Source organism: Arsenophonus endosymbiont of Aleurodicus floccissimus (assembly GCF_900343025.1).
In the GTDB taxonomy this organism is placed as follows: Bacteria; Pseudomonadota; Gammaproteobacteria; order Enterobacterales; family Enterobacteriaceae; genus Arsenophonus.
In genome coordinates this window covers 687,306-705,925 of record NZ_OUND01000001.1, presented here as the reverse complement: position 1 = coordinate 705,925, position 18,620 = coordinate 687,306, and the positions used below count along the sequence as shown (strand labels likewise).

The 18,620-nt window shown below is 37.6% G+C and carries 8 protein-coding genes and 6 pseudogenes; 6 read left to right on the top strand and 8 right to left on the bottom strand.

Going from position 1 to position 18,620, the window contains the following annotated elements; translation table 11 throughout:
* Window positions 1-194: 194 nt before the first annotated feature.
* Both ARADI_RS03680 and ARADI_RS03675 read left to right on the top strand, forming a co-directional pair.
* Window positions 195-2,474: an NADP-dependent malic enzyme gene (locus ARADI_RS03680; RefSeq protein WP_119711151.1), complete on the top strand. Its 2,280-nt coding sequence runs from the start codon at window positions 195-197 to the stop codon at window positions 2,472-2,474.
* A gap of 280 nt (window positions 2,475-2,754) precedes the next feature.
* Window positions 2,755-4,834, top strand: a pseudogene (locus ARADI_RS03675) (S9 family peptidase).
* Window positions 4,835-4,921: 87 nt separating this feature from the next.
* On the opposite strand, the gene xseA reads toward ARADI_RS03675, so the two are convergent.
* Window positions 4,922-6,271 (bottom strand): exodeoxyribonuclease VII large subunit, encoded by a 1,350-nt coding sequence (gene xseA / locus ARADI_RS03670; protein WP_119711150.1) that lies wholly within the window; start codon window positions 6,269-6,271, stop codon window positions 4,922-4,924.
* Window positions 6,272-6,471: 200 nt separating this feature from the next.
* A complete protein-coding gene (locus ARADI_RS03665; RefSeq protein ID WP_119711149.1) occupies window positions 6,472-7,176 on the bottom strand; it encodes a hypothetical protein in 705 nt (234 codons plus the stop codon).
* Between the two features lie 320 nt (window positions 7,177-7,496).
* Between ARADI_RS03665 and guaB the strand changes: the two genes are divergently transcribed.
* The 3 genes and pseudogenes from guaB (at window position 7,497) to ARADI_RS03650 (ending at window position 11,671) form a co-directional block, all read left to right on the top strand.
* Window positions 7,497-8,960 (top strand): IMP dehydrogenase, encoded by a 1,464-nt coding sequence (guaB, locus tag ARADI_RS03660; protein ID WP_119711148.1) that lies wholly within the window; start codon window positions 7,497-7,499, stop codon window positions 8,958-8,960.
* Between the two features lie 64 nt (window positions 8,961-9,024).
* Window positions 9,025-10,602, top strand: a complete 1,578-nt coding sequence (guaA, locus tag ARADI_RS03655; RefSeq protein WP_119711147.1) for a glutamine-hydrolyzing GMP synthase — start codon at window positions 9,025-9,027, stop codon at window positions 10,600-10,602.
* Between the two features lie 479 nt (window positions 10,603-11,081).
* Window positions 11,082-11,671, top strand: a pseudogene (locus tag ARADI_RS03650) (lytic polysaccharide monooxygenase).
* 223 nt (window positions 11,672-11,894) lie between these two features.
* Here the strand turns inward: ARADI_RS03650 and ARADI_RS21535 are convergent.
* The 5 genes and pseudogenes from ARADI_RS21535 to ppsR all read right to left on the bottom strand — a co-directional run bounded on the left by ARADI_RS21535 (window position 11,895) and on the right by ppsR (window position 15,671).
* Window positions 11,895-12,413, bottom strand: a complete 519-nt coding sequence (locus tag ARADI_RS21535; protein ID WP_439647087.1) for a helicase HerA-like domain-containing protein — start codon at window positions 12,411-12,413, stop codon at window positions 11,895-11,897.
* A gap of 1 nt (window position 12,414) precedes the next feature.
* Window positions 12,415-12,975, bottom strand: a pseudogene (locus ARADI_RS21530) (helicase HerA-like domain-containing protein).
* Window positions 12,962-13,348, bottom strand: a complete 387-nt coding sequence (locus tag ARADI_RS21525) for a helicase HerA-like domain-containing protein (RefSeq protein WP_439647072.1) — start codon at window positions 13,346-13,348, stop codon at window positions 12,962-12,964. Before ARADI_RS21525 ends, ARADI_RS21530 begins: the two are co-directional and overlap by 14 nt.
* Window positions 13,349-13,645: 297 nt before the next feature.
* Window positions 13,646-14,692, bottom strand: a complete 1,047-nt coding sequence (locus ARADI_RS03640) for a 3-deoxy-7-phosphoheptulonate synthase (RefSeq protein WP_119711146.1) — start codon at window positions 14,690-14,692, stop codon at window positions 13,646-13,648.
* 130 nt (window positions 14,693-14,822) lie between these two features.
* Window positions 14,823-15,671, bottom strand: a pseudogene (gene ppsR / locus ARADI_RS03635) (posphoenolpyruvate synthetase regulatory kinase/phosphorylase PpsR).
* Between the two features lie 238 nt (window positions 15,672-15,909).
* Here ppsR and ARADI_RS19420 point away from each other — a divergent pair.
* Window positions 15,910-17,575, top strand: a pseudogene (locus ARADI_RS19420) (PEP/pyruvate-binding domain-containing protein); the annotation flags it as partial.
* A 246-nt stretch (window positions 17,576-17,821) separates the two neighbouring features.
* On the opposite strand, the pseudogene ARADI_RS03625 reads toward ARADI_RS19420, so the two are convergent.
* Window positions 17,822-18,613: pseudogene (locus tag ARADI_RS03625) on the bottom strand (heme ABC transporter ATP-binding protein).
* Window positions 18,614-18,620 lie beyond the last annotated feature (7 nt).

Here is an 18,620-nt window from a genome sequence, read left to right as displayed (position 1 = left end):
ATAAAAAAATTAATAATATAAAGGTCACCAGTTTTATATTTTAATTTCAATATTATTTAGTTATATTGATTTTGTTGATAGAATGTTCAAGTTTAGCTAGTTTCTGCCGAAATTGTTGTATATGTCATGATTTCATTGATAGAGATTACTATAATGAGGATGCTTTTCTAATAAAAATTCTCTAAGGACACACAATGGATGAAAAATTAAAACAAAGTGCGCTAGATTTTCATGAGTTTCCCCAACCAGGTAAAATTGAAGTTATACCTACTAAGCCATTAACGGCACAACGAGATCTGGCCCTCGCATATTCTCCCGGTGTTGCTTATCCTTGTCTTGAAATTGCAGCTGATCCTTTAACCGCTTACAAATATACAGCTAAGGCTAATTTAGTGGCCGTAGTTTCCAATGGTACCTCAGTGTTAGGACTGGGAAATATTGGTGCTTTGGCGGGTAAACCGGTTATGGAAGGAAAAGGTGTTTTATTTAAAAAATTTTCCGGCATTGATGTATTTGATATCGAAATAGACGAATCTAATCCGGATAAACTGATCGATGTTATTGCCGCATTGGAGCCAACCTTTGGCGGAATCAATTTGGAAGATATTAAAGCACCAGAATGTTTCTATATTGAGAAAAAACTACGTGAAAAAATGCAAATCCCCGTTTTCCATGATGATCAGCATGGTACTGCCATTATTTCAACCGCCGCAATATTGAATGGTTTACGCATTGTTAATAAAAAAATTGACCAGGTTCGCTTAATTGTTTCAGGTGCAGGTGCTGCTTCTATCGCCTGCATGAATTTATTGGTTGCATTAGGTCTTAATCGTAGCAATATTATTGTCTGTGACTCTAAAGGCGTTATTTATCGTGGCCGCGATGAAGTGATGGATGAAACTAAAGCCGCTTATGCAATTGAAGATAATGGTTTACGTACTCTAGCGGATGTTATCCCAGATGCAGATATTTTCTTAGGTTGCTCAGCGCCGGGTGTGTTGACTGCGGAAATGGTAAAATCGATGGCTAATGCACCGCTTATCTTAGCATTAGCCAATCCGGAACCAGAAATTCTTCCTTTTATAGCAAAAGCAGCACGGCCTAATGCGATTATCTGTACTGGCCGTTCTGACTATCCTAATCAGGTAAACAATGTACTCTGTTTTCCTTTTATTTTTCGCGGCGCGCTGGATGTTGGTGCAACCACGATTAATGAAGAGATGAAACTAGCCTGTGTTCAGGCAATTGCTGATTTGGCATTAGCCGAGCAGAATGACGTTGTTGTCTCCGCTTACGGTGATCAGGAGTTAAAATTTGGTGCTGATTATATTATTCCAAAACCTTTTGATCCGCGTTTAATTGTTAAAATTGCACCAGTAGTTGCTAAAGCGGCAATGGAATCTGGTGTAGCAACACGACCAATTACAGATTTTGATTCTTATATAGAAAAACTTAATGAGTTTGTCTATAGCACCCACCTATTTATGAAGCCGATTTTTTCTCTGGCGCGCAAAGAAAAAAAACGGATTGTATTAGCGGAAGGTGAGGAAGAACGAATATTGCATGCAACACAAGAATTAATATCCTTAGGTTTGGCTTATCCGATTTTAATTGGTCGACTCAGTGTGATTGAAAAGCGGATTGAAAAGCTTGGGTTACAAATTAAAATTGGTGAAGATTTTGCGTTGATTAACAATGAAAATCATTCGCGTTTTAAAACCTATTGGCAACAATATTATCAATTAATGAAGCACCATGGTGTTTCGCAGGAAATGGCGCGTAGAGAAGTGATCAATAACCCAACCTTAATTGGTGTGTTGATGATCCGCCAAGGTGAAGCCGATGGTATGATTTGTGGTACAGTTGGTAGTTATAATCAACATTTTGCCATTATAAAAAATGTGCTTGGCTTCCGGCAGAATAGTTCAGTAGCGGGTGCAATGAATGCCCTGATGTTGCCAACGGGAAATACTTTTATTGCAGATACTTATGTGAATGATAATCCAACCCCTGAAGAGCTGGCGGAACTTACCTTGATGGCAGCACAGGCGGTAAGGCGTTTTGGTATTCAGCCTAAAGTGGCACTATTATCTCGTTCAAGTTTTGGTTCTTCAGACTGTCCATCAGCACAAAAAATGCGTAAAACATTGGCATTAGTCAAACGTGTCGATCCTGAGTTGGAAATTGATGGGGAAATGCACGGCGATGCAGCATTAGCTGAAAACATTCGGCGAGATATTATGCCGAATAGTACATTAAAAGGATCGGCTAATTTGCTGATTATGCCTAATATGGAAGCTGCACGTATTAGTTATAACTTACTTCGTATTACCAGTTCTAATGGCGTCACTGTGGGGCCGGTATTAATGGGAGTAGCAAAACCAGTACATATATTAACACCGATTGTATCGGTACGACGTATCGTTAATATGGTTGCGCTAGCTGCAGCGGAAGCACAAACTCAACCATTATAGAATAAAATTAACCACAAATTTTTGCCTCTGTTACTCACGACAACAGAGGTTTTTTATATTATAGCAAGATAAAATATAGCCGTTAATTTTGTTGATTAATTGTTTAAATATTTATTTAAAATAGTTGTTTTATCTATTAGTATCATAGGTCTTTATTTATTAATTTTGTGTTATTAAATAACTAAAAATTTGCCAACAGGATGTTCTAATAAATATGCAATTAACTCAGCACTTTTTCTATCGATATTTGAACATTATACTATTGATATTATTATTAAATATGATTGCGTTTACAAGTTTGGCCGGAGAAAAAATGATAATTCCAATGGCAGACAAGCAACCACACAAAATAGTTTTACATGATGATAGCCGCATTGATAATTATTATTGGCTACGTGATGATATGAGAAAAAATAAAAAAGTTATCAAATATTTGACTGATGAAAATCAATATACCAATGCAGTATTAAAATCTGGCACCATATTAAGAGAGCAATTGTTTGGCGAAATGGTCGCTCGTATGGAGCAGCAAGATCAATCGGTACCTTATACCTATAATGGTTATATTTATCGTACCCTTTATCAAGAAGGTAAAGATTATCCTGTTTATCAACGTAAACCTGTAAACCAAAATAGTGATTGGCAGATATTAGTTGATGGTAATGAACGAGCTAAGGGATATCAATTTTATACCTTGGGTGGTATTGCTGTTTCTGAAGATAATAATCGTTTGGCAATTGTCGAAGATTTTCAAGGTAGTCGTCAGTTTGAGGTTTCATTTAGACAGTTAGCTAGTAAAAAATGGCAGAATGCAGTAATTAAAAATACCTCTTGTAATATTGTATGGTCTAATGATAATCAAACTCTCTATTATATTCGTAACCACCCACAAACATTATTACCTTATCAAGTATATTGTCATCAATATGGAAAAGTGGGGGGTTGAAGATAAAAAAGTTTATCAAGAGAATGATGACCGATTTTACTTGAGCATGACAAAAAGTAGCTCAAAAGCGTATATTTTACTAGCGACTAGTAGTACAGAAACATCAGAATATCGATTACTAGATGCTAATAACCCAGCTGAATCACTTAAAATATTTTCTCCTCGCCAAACGGGACGTGAGTACGATTTAGATCATTTTCGTGAAAAGTTCTATATTCGCTCTAACCATTAATTGGAGCAATTTGGTTTATATGCTACTCAATCAATTGATCAGCCCTGGCAAACAATTATTGCACCGAATAAAGAGACTGATTTAGAAAATTTTGCGCTTTTTAACCGTTGGTTGGTTGTTGAAGAGCGTCATAATGGCTTAGTTAATATCCGACAGATAGATTGGCAGACAAAACAGTACAAAATAGTTCAATTTGATGAAGCGGTATATATTGCCTGGATTGATTATGATCCAGAGCCTGATAGCGAGATTTTACGTTATGGTTATTCTTCACTAATTACTCCAATATCCGTTATGCAGATAAATATGCTAACTGGGCAGCGTGAATTGCTGAAACAACAATAAGTCAATGGATTTGATAAATCACTTTGTACTAGTGAACGTATCTGGGTTCAGGTAAAAGATGGCACTAAAGTACCAGTCTCGTTGGTATATCGTAAAGATCGATGGCAAAAAAGCAAAAATCCGATTTTGATTTATGGCTATGGTGCTTATGGTATCAATGTGGATCCGGTTTTTAGTTCACCGGGCTTGAGTTTATTGGATAGGGGATTTGTCTATGCAATAGTGCATGTTTGTGGTGGCGGCGATTTAGGCAAAGCCTGGTATCAACAAGGGAAGGTTGAAAATAAAGCCAATAGTTTTAGTGATTTTATTGATGTAACCAAAATATTAATTGCAAAGGGGTATGGTAATCCGGAACGGATATATGCTATAGGTGGTAGTACTGGTGGTTTATTGATGGCGGCGGTAATTAACCAGGCACCGGAACTCTATCGAGGCGTTGTCGCTCAAATTCCTTTTGTCGATGTTGTGACAACCATGCTTGATCCTTCTATTCCATTAACAACTGGTGAATATGATGAATAGGGTGATCCCGCTGCGCAAGACGCTTATTTTCGACTAAAATCTTACAGTCCCTATGACAATATTAAATCTCAACGTTACCCCAATTTATTGGTTACGACGGGGTTATATGATTCACAAGTCCAATATTGGGAGCCGGCTAAATGGGTGGCTAAACTAAGAGAGTATAAAGTGGGTAATACGGTCTTATTGCTGGAAACAAATATGAAAGCTGGCCATGGTGGTAAATCGGGTCGATTTAACCGTTTAAAAGATACAGCGTTGGAATATGCTTTTATTTTGATGCTAGATGATAATAAAAAAATATTTCCCTGATTTTGATGTTCAATAAATTTTTGTCGCCTTATATGATAATTAATATAAGGCTAATAAATCATATTTATAGATGATAATTTGTTTGGATTAAGCAATTTTATTGATCGATAAGATTTTACTTTCAAGCCAACCGTCTTGTAAGCGAGTTTTTAATGTTTCTCCAATATGTATTTGTTGTGTTTTGGTTAAAAGCCGGCCATTAGGTGATTCGCTGATACTATAGCCACGGGCTAATGTTGCTAATGGACTTACTGCTTCAAGGCGGGAGCAACTGACACTAAATTTTTCACGATAACGGCTTAGTATTTGAGTAATTAATTGTTTTAATTGAAATTGCTGTTGAATATAACGTTGGCGACAATTTTGTAGTTGTGGTCGCGGATCACATAGTATTAAACGTTGTTCAAGGTTATATTGCTGACGATTTATTTGTTGCAAGTATTGTTGTGTGGTGTTAACAAGTTTTTGTTGTAATTGAATCAGATAATTGTATTGGCGCGTTATCCGTAGTTCAGGATGTTGCTGCTGTAATTTATGTTGTAATTGACCAAAGATACGTAGTTTACGCGCCATGAAATAGTCCATCGCCATTTCTAATCGCTGTTTTTGTTCAAGTAGCTGACGGAGTAATTCTTGTTGATTGCGACTCATTAATTCTGCCGCAGCTGAGGGTGTTGGGGCTCGTAAATCGGCAACAAAATCAGCAATAGTTACATCGGTTTCATGACCAACCGCTGCAATAATTGGTAACTGACTAGCAAAAATCGCTCGGGCGACCTTTTCATCGTTAAAAGCCCACAAATCTTCCAATGAACCACCACCTCGGCCGACAATCAGCACATCACATTCTTGCCGATGATTAGCCAACTCAATAGCACGAATAATTTGTCGTGGTGCATCTTCTCCTTGCACGGCGGTGGGATAAATAATGACGGGTAATGAGGGATCGCGGCGTTTTAAGATATTTAAAATATCATGTAATACAGCGCCTGTTGATGAGGTAATAACACCCAAGCGTTTGGCTGGCATTGGTAGCGCTTGTTTGTAATGTTGCGCGAATAATCCTTCAGCTGAAAGCTTCTGTTTCAATATCTCAAATTGTTGTTGTAATAATCCGTTACCCGCAGGTTGCATATTTTCGATAATTAATTGGTACTCTCCTCTCGGCTCGTACATGGTAACAGTCGCTCGAACTAACACTTGTTGACCATTTTGTGGTCGAAAATTGACGCGAATATTTTGGCCGCGAAACATCGCAGCACGTAGCTGCGATGTTTCATCTTTTAAAGTGAAATACCAGTGGCCGGAAGCCGGCTGAGAAAAATTAGAGATTTCTGCATTAAGCCAAATTCTGCCAATTTGAAGTTCAAGTAATTGCCGAACCGATTGATTAAGTTGGTTAACCGAATAAATTCCACTATTTCCTGAAGTTAACATGTTAAGTTAGCAACACCTTGTAAATAAAATTAATGGCTAAATATTAGCAGCAATTATTTCTATTATATATAGAATCAAAATAGAGCGTATAAGTGATTATCCCATTCATGTTGTTCAATATTGGCGGTGTTCATTCGAACAGTTAAACTTCTATTATGGACAATATATTCAATATAGGTGATAATAAATTCTGTTTTTGGTTAGAATAAGACTTCTTGATGATCATCTTTTAATAAATCGGAAATATTGGCGCCTACTAGAGGTTCGGTATGTTGAATTTCATATAATACGTTAACCTCGTTACCAGCTAATGCTTGGATTTCTTTAAGAAAAGGTATTACACCATTGGGCTCTTTAGTGGTGCTGAAAAACGAAGTGGGTGTGTAAGGTCCATTTACTTTTAAGTAGAACATATCTGAAAATTTTCTCACCTCACCGCGATAAAGCATAGTGGGGGTAAATTTATTATTGTAATTATCAAGTAGGGATAAATGCATTAGCGCTTGAGCTAGTTGTTTAATTAAAGGATGATGATGATTGAAACTAGTGCTTAGCTTTAGCATATTATTTAAATAAGCATATCTGCTATATTGATAATCCCGAATAGTATACCAATCGATAAAGCTACATTTTTTATAGGCAGCCGATTGATTGTATTCATTCATTGTTGATACAAAATTAATTTTAGATTTATTTTCAATATAATCTTTATCGTAGAGTGGTGTTAAAAGTGCTAAAGCTTCATCATAAGAGTGTAACGGATGACTAATATTTTCATTAGTATAGAGTGAATTCAGAAAATAAATATGTTGTTTTTCAATAGTCGAAAGCGGCGGAGAAGCTCTTTGGGAATCAAATTGGTAATTAGGTAATGGATTAACGTTTATTTTATTAATGGAGAACATAACTTTCCTACGTTTAAGTCGTTAACTTTAATTATATTGTAAGGAAGTAATCAATTTTAAAAAGTGACGGGTTAACCAGAATAAATTAAGCAATATACCTAATTCATGTAATATTTATTTGCTTTAAAATTAATTAAATAACTCGATTAGCAAATAGGTTATTTACCAGCAAAAATCTAAATTTGATCATAGCATTATGCGTTTTTGTCGGCAAAAAATGAATTTTAGTGAGAAAGTATTGGAGTCAATAAATTTCATCATGTATAATATTATCGCAATATTTTATCTTTTTCCAAATTCTGTCTGGTGAGATATTGCTTATGCTACGTATTAAGAAAGAAGCACTAACATTCGATGATGTATTGTTAGTTCCTGCGCACTCAGATGTATTACCAAATACTGCTGATTTATCAGCTCAATTAACTGCCTCGATCCGTTTAAATATTCCTATGCTTTCTGCCGCCATGGATACCGTGACTGAATCAGATTTAGCTATCGCATTAGCACAAGAGGGCGGAATTGGTTTCATTCATAAAAATATGCCAATTGAGCGTCAAGCAGAAGAAGTTCGCCGCGTTAAAAAGTATGAAAGTGGTATTGTTATCGATCCGGTTACCGTCACACCCGAAACCACAATTCGTGAAGTCTATGAAATGGCTGAGCGTAATGGTTTTGCTGGTTATCCTGTGGTTAATAATAATAAAGAATTGGTTGGTATCATTACTGGCCGTGATATCCGTTTTGTGACGGATTTAGATCAGCCGGTTACGGCGGTTATGACAGCTAAACCCCATTTGGTCACGGTTAAAGAGGGTGAATACCGTGATGTAGTTTTGCAAAAATTGCACGAAAGACGTATTGAAAAAGCATTGGTGGTTGATGATAACTTTCACCTATTTGGTATGATCACTGTAAAAGATTTTCAGAAAGCTGAACGCAAACCCAATGCATGTAAAGATGAGCAAGGTCGCTTGCGAGTAGGCGCGGCGGTTGGCGCTGGCGCAAATAATGAACAACGTATTGAGGCATTAGTGGCAGCCGGTGTTGATGTGTTGTTAATTGACTCTTCCCATGGACATTCACAAGGGGTTTTACAACGTATTCGTGAAACGAGAGCAAAATATCTTGATTTGCCGATTATTGGTGGTAATGTTGCCACCGGCGAAGGAGCTAAAGCTTTGGTTCAAGCAGGTGCCAGTGTGGTGAAAGTCGGTATTGGCCCGGGTTCTATCTGTACAACGCGAATTGTCACTGGTGTTGGTGTACCTCAGATCACTGCTATTGCCGATGCCGTTGAGGCATTGAGAGGCATGAATATACCGGTAATTGCTGATGGTGGTATTCGCTTCTCAGGTGATATTGCTAAAGCGCTGGCTGCCGGCGCCACTTGCGTTATGGTTGGCTCAATGCTTGCCGGTACTGAGGAGTCACCCGGTGAAACTATCTTATTTCAAGGCCGCTCTTATAAAGCCTACCGAGGAATGGGTTCATTAGGTGCAATGTCGAAAGGCTCTTCCGATCGTTACTTCCAAACCGATAATGCTGCAGATAAATTGGTACCTGAAGGCATCGAAGGACGGGTTGCTTATAAAGGATTTTTGAAGAATATTGTTCATCAGCAAATGGGCGGACTTCGTTCTTGTATGGGATTGACAGGTTGTGCCACTATTGATGAATTAAGAAGCAAAGCAGAATTTGTGCGAATTAGTGGCGCCGGTATTCAAGAGAGTCATGTACATGATGTTACCATCACCAAAGAATCACCTAATTATCGTTTAGGTTAATTATTTTATTAGCGGTTTTTGCTATAAACCGTCAAATTATTATTTGTTTTGGAATTATCTTTAGATGACAACTGACATTCATCAATACCGAATTTTGATCCTCGATTTTGGTTCACAATACACGCAATTAATTGCCCGTCGTATTCGTAAAATTGGCGTTTACTGTGAACTTTGGGCTTGGGATGTTTCCGAGGCACAGATCCGTGACTTTAATCCTAATGGAATTATTCTTTCTGGCGGGCCTGAGAGTACCACCGAACTAAATAGCCCACGTGCACCGGAGTATGTTTTTCAGGCTGGCGTTCCGGTATTGGGTATTTGCTATGGTATGCAAACGATGTCCATCCAATTAGGTGGGCAAGTTGAGGTGTCTGGCGAGCGAGAGTTTGGTTACGCCCAGGTGTCCATTCAACAATCTTGTGAACTATTTCGCGATATTTATGACAGCTTAGGTGCAGATGGTAAACCACTGCTAGATGTCTGGATGAGTCATGGCGATAAAGTGACGGCAATTCCAGCTGATTTTAAAGTTATCGCCAGTACCGATAGCTGCCCATTTGCAATTATGGCTAATGAAGAAAAACGTTTCTATGGTGTTCAGTTTCATCCTGAAGTGACTCACACTCATCAAGGAGCAGCTATTCTACAGCGTTTTGTATTAGATATTTGCCGCTGTGAAGCTCGTTGGACGGCGGCGGCGATTGCTGAAGATACGGTACAGCGCTTGAAGGCACAGATTGGTGATGATCAGGTTATTCTGGCATTATCAGGCGGTATTGATTCATCGGTTACTGCGTTATTACTCAATCGTGCTATTGGTAAGCAGCTCACTTGTGTGTTTGTTGATAATGGTTTGTTACGCTTAAATGAAGCGCAGCAAGTTATGGCCATGTTTGCCGGTAAATTTGATCTTAATATTATTCATGTGGCTGCAGAAGAGCGCTTTCTTAGCGCATTGGCAGGGATTGATGAGCCAGAATTAAAGCGTAAAGCGATCGGCCGCGTTTTTATTGAAGTATTTGATGAGCAAGCGGCGAAACAAACGCAAGTAAAATGGTTGGCTCAGGGTACTATTTATCCGGACGTAATCGAATCTGCCGCTTCAGCAACCGGTAAAGCGCATGTCATTAAATCTCACCATAATGTGGGTGGCTTACCAGCAGAAATGAAACTGGGATTAGTTGAGCCATTAAAAGAGTTATTTAAAGATGAGGTGCGTAAAGTAGGACTAGAGATAGGACTTTCTCATGACATGTTATACCGTCATCCATTTCCTGGCCCAGGCTTAGGGGTGCGGGTACTAGGTGAAGTGAAGAAAGCCTATTGTGATCTGTTACGTCAGTCAGATGCCATTTTCATTGAAGAATTACATAAAGCCGATCTTTATCATAAAGTCAGCCAAGCTTTCACTGTTTTCCTGCCGGTACGCTCTGTTGGCGTAATGGGAGATGGCCGAAAATATGACTGGATTGTGTCATTGCGCGCGGTTGAAACTATTGATTTCATGACCGTCCATTGGGCCCATTTGCCCTATGATTTTCTTGGCCGGGTGTCAAATAGGATCATCAATGAAGTGGCCGGTATCTCTCGGGTAGTTTACGATATTAGCGGCAAACCACCAGCGACGATTGAGTGGGAATAAAAACGCCGATTGCCAAAATAATTTTATATTATAACAACCCAGTAAAATTTTTTACTGGGTTTTTTTTGCTACTGAGAATTATATTGTTATTTTAATAAGAAAATAATTAAATATTTCATTTAAAAATTAACGCAAAATACCAATTCTAATTGATTTGATTAATATTTTTTTCATGTTATATAACATTGCTGTTTGAAAGTTTATTTTGTTTTTTAACTAAACATTAAATATGAGAATCCTATTTTATAAAATTTTAATTACATTTTTAATTTTATTAAAAATGGTTAAAAATAATTATTATTTATTCATATTTATTAATTATTTGTCAAAAATATTGTAACTGTTTTTTTAAGCGTTAAATAATTAACCTAAATTGATATCGAGCTTGTTCTGGGATGATAATTTTTTGCGCTGTTATTGTGTTTATTACTAATTATTTCTTTGTAGAAATCAAATTTATTGCTTAAGGAGTAAGAAAAATGAAAACGAAATTATTGTTGGCAACGTTAATTAGTGCTTCGAGTTTTGCTAGTACTGGCACTGAAATTAAACCTATGCATGGATATATTGATTTGCCGGCTAGTCGGGCTTATTTATGTTTAACACTGCAAAACAAGAGTTGTGACCTAATTCAGTATGAACCGCAATCAGTTGAAGGTCGTAAAGGTTTCCCACAAAGAGGGCCAGCTGATGGCAAAATAGCCAGTGCTGGTGTGGGGGCGTTTAAGCGATTAGATGAGCAAACGGCAACTCGTTGGACTAAGGTTAATGTGGTATCAGGTGAAAATATCTTTCATTGGACATTAACGGCCCCACATAGAACCACCGGCTGGGAATATTTTATTACCAAACAAGATTGGGACCTAATGCTCCATTAAGTCTTGCTGCATTTGCATTAAAACCCTTTTGTTAACGATTTGATGGTGGAGCGGTACCTGCTCGTGAAGTTACCATGAAATGCCAAGTGCCTAAACGTACCGGTTATCAGGTTATTTTAGGTGTATGGACCATATATGATACATCTAATGCATTTTATCAAGTCATCGATGCCAATATGAAAACTCGCTAGTTTTAATCATCTTACAGCGACTTTTCTTTAGTATGTAATGGTATAATGAAAATCTTGATTTAGCTGAAGGTACTGCAGTGACTGCGATTGGATCCTAAATAGTATTAACAAGTAATTTTCTCTATTTTATGATGTAAATAAAACTACTTGTTATTTACTACATTAGGATATTTGATTAACAAACCTGGTATAAAGCTACAGCCATGTTTGTTATTGATTATTTTTAACGTTTTCTATCGCCTAAAATACCACGAATAATTTGATTACTGATTTGACGTACTACAGATTTCGTTGCCGTTTGCACTAAACCCTCTTTTTTACCGCCTCTAGGGCCGGTTGAACCAAAAAGAAAATCTTTTAAGCTGCCGACAAATCCACTATCTTCGGTACTTTTTGTTGTTTGATTTGTCAGTTTTTCATAGGCTGACTTGCGATCCAGTATTTTTTCATATTTGCCATAAATATCTGAATGATTAAGTAGCTGATTGCGCTCTTCGGTGGTTAATACTCCCATACGTGAATCTGGCGCAATAACAAAAGCTCGTTGCACTATATTAGGACGTCCTTTTTCGTCTAAGAATGAGATTAATGCTTCACCAACCTCAAGTTCAGTTATTGCTTGTTCTGCTTTAAAATCTGGATTTGCTCGCATGGTTTCGGCTGCGGCTTTAACTGCTTTTTGATCACGAGGCGTAAATGCTCGTAATGCGTGTTGAACCCGATTGCCCAGCTGTCCTAGAATATTATCGGGAATATAAAGTGGATTTTGGGTAACAAAATAAACGCCACCCCCCCTTTGAACGGATCAGACGAACAACTTGTTCGATTTTTTCCAGTAATGCTGTTGGTGCATTAGTAAAAAGCAGATGGGCTTCATCAAAGAAAAACACTAGTTTAGGTTTTTCCACATCACCCATTTCAGGCAAACGTTCAAAAAGTTCCGATAATAACCATAATAGAAACACCGCGTAGAGCTTAGGCTGAGTATAGAGCTTTTCTGCGGCAAGAATATTGAACATCCCTTGGCCATTAGAATTAGTTTTGATCAGATCAACGATATCAAGCATAGGTTCGCCGAAAAAGTAATTAGCGCCTTGTTGTTCAAGGGTTAATAAGCCACGTTGTATGACGCCGATTAAGGTGCTGGCAATGTTACCGTATTCGGTTTAAAATTGTTTCGCATTTTCACCAACATATTGAACGGTGGAGCGCAGATTTTTCATATCCAGGAATAGTAGGTCATTGTCATCGGTAATTTTAAAAATAAGTTGTAATATACTATTTTGCACATCATTTAAATTCATTAACCGTGATAATAGCAATGGTCCCAATATCTGAGATAGTTGCCGGCACCGACGGATGTCCAAGTTCTGCAAAAACATCCCAGAAAGTGACAGGGCAAGCAGCAGGGTGCCAGTTTGTTACGCCAAGCGCTTCAAGACGTGATTGCAATTTAGGTATTAATACACCTTTTGCACCAATACCCGAAAGATCACCTTTTACATCAGCTATAAAAACCAGTACCCCAATTTGAGAAAAACTTTCCGCCATTTTTTGTAGCGTTACAGTTTTACCTGTTTCTGTTGCACCAGTAATTAATCCATGTCGATTTACCAATGCAGGCAATATGGCTAATTCAGTTTCACTATTTTTAGCGATGACGAGAGATTTTTGCATCTAAAAATATTCTCTGTAATCGGCATAATAAGTATAATTTTACTGCTAGGCTTGATAGAAAATTTTAGTTAAATTTTTAATTACCAGACAAAATAGTAAATGCGATTGTTAAAATAGGCCCAATTAATAAAAAATTATACAAGAGTATAGGGTAAAGATAGCTGACGGTGGTGCATTTGGTATTTTAATAATAAAAAATTCAGTAAATCCGGCCAGATACAATAACCTATTGGTAAAGAGAGGAATTTTGTTTGACAATTAATTTAATTGTGACTTAAAAATTCTCTTTTATGATGACTAAAATCGATGTTTTACCGCTCCAGCAAGTATAGTTAGTAATTTTTCTGTGTCCTGCCAGCCTAGGCAAGGGTCGGTAATAGACTGACCATAGGTAAGTGGCTTGCCGGCAGTGACTTGCTGGGTACCTTCTATTAGAAAACTTTCTGCCATAATGCCGGCGATTGCCCTCGAGCCTTTTTGCAATTGTTGAGCAATGTTTTTAGCAACATCGATTTGGCGTTGATGAATTTTTTGACAATTACCATGGCTAAAGTCGATAACCAATCGCTCAGGTAATCCCAATTGGCGTAACTGACTGCAGGCTACGGCAATATCCTCAGCGCTATAATTAGGCCGTTTTCCTCCCCGCATAATAATATGGCCATAAGGGTTACCTTTCGTTTGATAAATAGTCATTTGGCCATTCTTATCCGGCGATAAAAATACATGGCTGGCACGTGCGGCACGAATAGCATCTATAGCAATATTAATATTCCCGTCGGTACCATTTTTGAAACCAACCGGACATGACAGCGCTGATGCCATTTGTCGATGGATTTGGCTTTCTGTTGTTCTGGCGCCGACGGCTCCCCAGCTAATAAGATCGGCTACATACTGACCGGTTATCATATCTAAAAATTCAGTTGCCGTCGGTAGTCCAAGTTGATTAATGTTAGTTAATAGCTCACGGGCTAAACGCAAACCTTTGTTAACTTGGCAGGAATTGTTTAGGTCAGGATCGGAAATTAAACCTTTCCAGCCAATCACCGTCCGTGGTTTTTCAAAATAGGTACGCATCACGATTTCAAGATAATCTTTATATTCGCCGCGTGATTTAGCTAACATTTTGGCATATTCAAGTGCCGCTTGGGTATCATCTACAGAGCATGGGCCAATGACCACCAATAGGCGTTGATCTTGGCCAATTAAAATTGACTCAATTGATTTTCGTGACGTTGTCACATTTTCGATAATTTCTTTGGATAGCGGAAATTCATCCACCAGCGCTTGAGGCGTAATAAGGCTATCAATAGGTTGAGTTCTTAACTCATCGGTTTTATACATATTTATCTCATATATAATTCAATATAGTCGATTTTCTGGCAAATAAACTAGCATTACCATAACTGAAAATAAACTGGATCTAATGGTTGTTTAAGATATCGTTAAAGTAATGAGCGTTTCTCAGCTAATTTTAAATTATTAAAATATACCACGACTTAGCCCCAAATATTTCAATAATTTTGGCTGAAATCTCTTCGACAGAGTAGTTAGTTGTATTTAAATAGTTAATATTATGTTATTCTAAATAAAGTCTCTACCTCAGTTAATTCTATCCGATATTGATGCAAAGAAGCATAACGACTTTTTTCATAGCGCGCTTCACGAATAGCAGCTAGACGTTCAGGGCTAATTGTTAGACCAAAAAGTTTATTTATATAAGGTTTTAATGCAAGTGGTAATTGTAAATTATCCATATAATCTGCGGTGAAAGGATAATTGTCTGCCTGGATGGTAAATTGCATCGCTAAATAGAGGCTGGTCGGTGTTTTACCGCAGCACGAAACTCCAAGTAAAATAATTTGAGCCTGATCGAGATTTTTTAGTGATATACCATCATTGTGCGCTAATGTATATTCAATCTCCGTAATTCTAGCATCATATTGATTTAGATTAGATAGTCCATGAGTACGGTTGAGCTTTGGTTCGGGTTTTAAGCCGATCTCTTGCTGGATCGGATCAATCAAAGATTGGACAATATCCTGACAACAGCCGGCACTATTGGTAATAATTTTTTTGCTGTTGGAGAGATAATCGAGTAGAAAACCAACGGGCGGAGATGGGTTTTTGAATAGATTTGATCAATTTTTTGTTTTATTTCTTCAGCGCGTTTTTCGCTGGTGACAAACGGTAGTGTGTAAGAAGAAAAATTTAGCGGAAATTGTGATAAAACTACATGCCCGAGTGTTTCTGCAGTAATAGCGGTTCCGTCAGAGATAAAAAATACACAGTGTACTAAATTTTTGGCGTGATGATTGTCCATTGGTTAATTTTCCTTTTCTTTAATTCTATTTTTAGAAAGTAAAATAATAAAGATAAAATGTAAAAATTTGTTAGCCGAATGATAGATTATCTGGCGTTAAAAAATATTATTATGAGCTTGATCGATTCACCATTCCATTTTTGGTTCAACACTATGTTAGTCTTAATGATGAGATAATTTTTGCCAACCAACTAAAATATTTACACTTCCTATGAATTTTAATAAGGGATCTTCTTCAATGTCAGATAATGGCCGTACTTCATGCAATATACTTCGGTATAACCAGCTTACTATGAATGATGTTGATTTAGTTGGTGGAAAGAACGCTTCTTTAGGTGAAATGATCACACATTTAGCTGATCTGGATGTTATCGTGCCGAATGGTTTTGCCACTACTGCCCATGTTTTCAATGATTTTTTAGAACAAGGTGGGGTTAATCAATGTATATACTAATTATTGGATGAAATTGATGTTGACGATGTAACTCAATTAGCCAAAGCAGGTAACTAAATCCGGCAATGGATTCATCGATACCCCTTTTGGCGATAAATTAGAACAAGATATTCGGCAGGCTTTTTCGCAATTACCCGCCGATGAGTGTGATATTTCGTTTGCCGTACGTTCTTCTGCTACTGCTGAAGATATGCCAGATGCTTCTTTTGCTGGTCAGCAAGAAACTTTTTTGAATGTACAAGGTATTGACGCGGTAATTGTTGCTATTAGACATGTTTTTGCTTCACTATTTAATGATCGGGCTATCTCATATCGAGTTCATCAAGGTTATGATCATCGCGGTATCGCGCTTTCTGCTAGTATTCAACGCATGGTACGTTCTGATTTAACTCCTTGGGGCGTAATGTTTACTTTAGATATCGAATCAGGTTTTGATCAGATAGTTTTTATTACCTCAGCGTGTGGGCTTGGCGATATGGTTGTTCAAGGCGCAATTAATCCTGATGAATTTTATGTGCATAAACCGACATTAAAAGCGGGGGCGTCCAGCTATTGTGCGTAGAACGTTAGGCTCGAAAAAAATGCGTATAGTTTATGCTTATAATCATCAATATGGTAAGCAGGTAAGAATTGAAGGGGTAGCGGAAAAACAGCGTAATAGCTTTTCGTTAGCTGATCATGAAGTTAAAGCTCTTGCTCATCAGGCATTATTAATTGAGCAGCATTATGGCCGGCCAATGGACATTGAATGGGCTAAAGATGGCCATAATGGTAAATTATATATTGTCCAAGCTCGTCCTGAAACTGTCCGTTCTAATCAGCAGGTAATGGAGCGCTATCAAATAAAAAAACCGGTAAGGTATTAGTAGAAGGACGTGCTATTGGCCAACGTATTGGTGCAGGAACAGTTAAAAGTGATTGTCCGTTTATCTGATTTAAATCAAATGAATATGCTAACTTAATTGGCGGTGAGCTTTATGAACCTCATGAAGAAAACCCTATGTTAGGTTTTCGTGGTGCAGGGCGCTATGTGTCCGATAGTTTTCGCCAATGTTTTGCCCTGGAGTGTGAATCGGTCAAGCGGGTGGGAAATATCATAGGGTTAACTAATGTTGAGATTATGATCCCATTTGTCAGAACCGTAGCTCAAGCAGAAGCTGTTATTGAGGAGTTAGCCCATTATGGTTTAAAACGCGGTGAAAATGGTTTGAAAATTATAATGATGTGCGAAATTCCATCAAATGCCCTATTAGCAGAATAATTTCTTGCCTATTTTGATGGATTTTCTATTGGTTCAAATGATATGACACAATTAACCCTCAGGCTTGATCGTGATTCGGGTATTATTTCTTCATTATTTGATGAACGCAATGAAGCAGTAAAAGCATTAACTTCAATGGCGATAACAACCGCGAAACAGCAAGGCAAGTATGTAGGTATTTTTGGTCAAGGTCCTTCTGATCATCAGGATTTTGCTCAATAGTTAATGAAAGAAGGGATTGATAGTCTTTCTCTTAATCCTGATACGGTGATGAACATGGTTGTCACTGGCCGAAAATGATTAGCACTGGTTAATTTTATCAATTAAATTTATTTTGCAAACTGAGTCTGAACATAAAAACGCAGACTCAGTTAATGACGATCAATATTTAATATTTATGCTTTTAACTGGCGATTATCAATTAAAACCAATTAGTTAATGATGTAAAAATATTTGCGGAATATTTTTGTCTGGATGAGTTTTTACATAAAGATTGGCTCTGTACCAGCGGCGTAAATTGTCTTCTGTCATGACTTATTGTGGCGTGCCGACACTAACCAGTCGCCCCCGATAAAGTAAATAAATGCGATCTACATATAATGCTGCTAGGTTTAAATCATGTAATACACAACAGACGCCAATAGATTGTTCTCGATTTAATCGATGTAATAAACGTAAACTTTGCTGCTGATGATAGAGATCAAGCGCCGAGGTTGGTTCATCCAAAAATAAATAGCTATTATTGGGCTCAGGCTGCCAAAGTTGGGCGATAACTCGTGCTAGCTGAACTCGCTGTTGCTCTCCGCCAGAAAGTTGTCGGTAATTTCGATAACGCAATGCCAGACAGTCTGTTTGTATTAATGCACTTTCGATAGCTTGATTGAAATAATAACTACCATATGGAGTTCGTCCCATTGCCTCAATTTCTTCAACGGTGAACGGAAAGTTGAGTTGGTTATGTTGACGCATTACCGCACGTTTACGTGATAATTTATTAATGTCCCAGGTTGCCAGCGATTTCCCTTTTAATAAACAGTCTCCAGTATGTGGTGTAAGAAAGCAAGTCAATAAAAGCAGTAAGGTCGATTTTCCGGCACCATTAGGCCCGATAATAATACTTATTTGGTTGTGATAGAGTGACAGTGATAAATCATCAATAATATTTTGACTGTTTACGCTATAACAGAGTCGTTTTGCTGCAATAAAAGGTGGTGAAGAGCGGCACATAATTTTA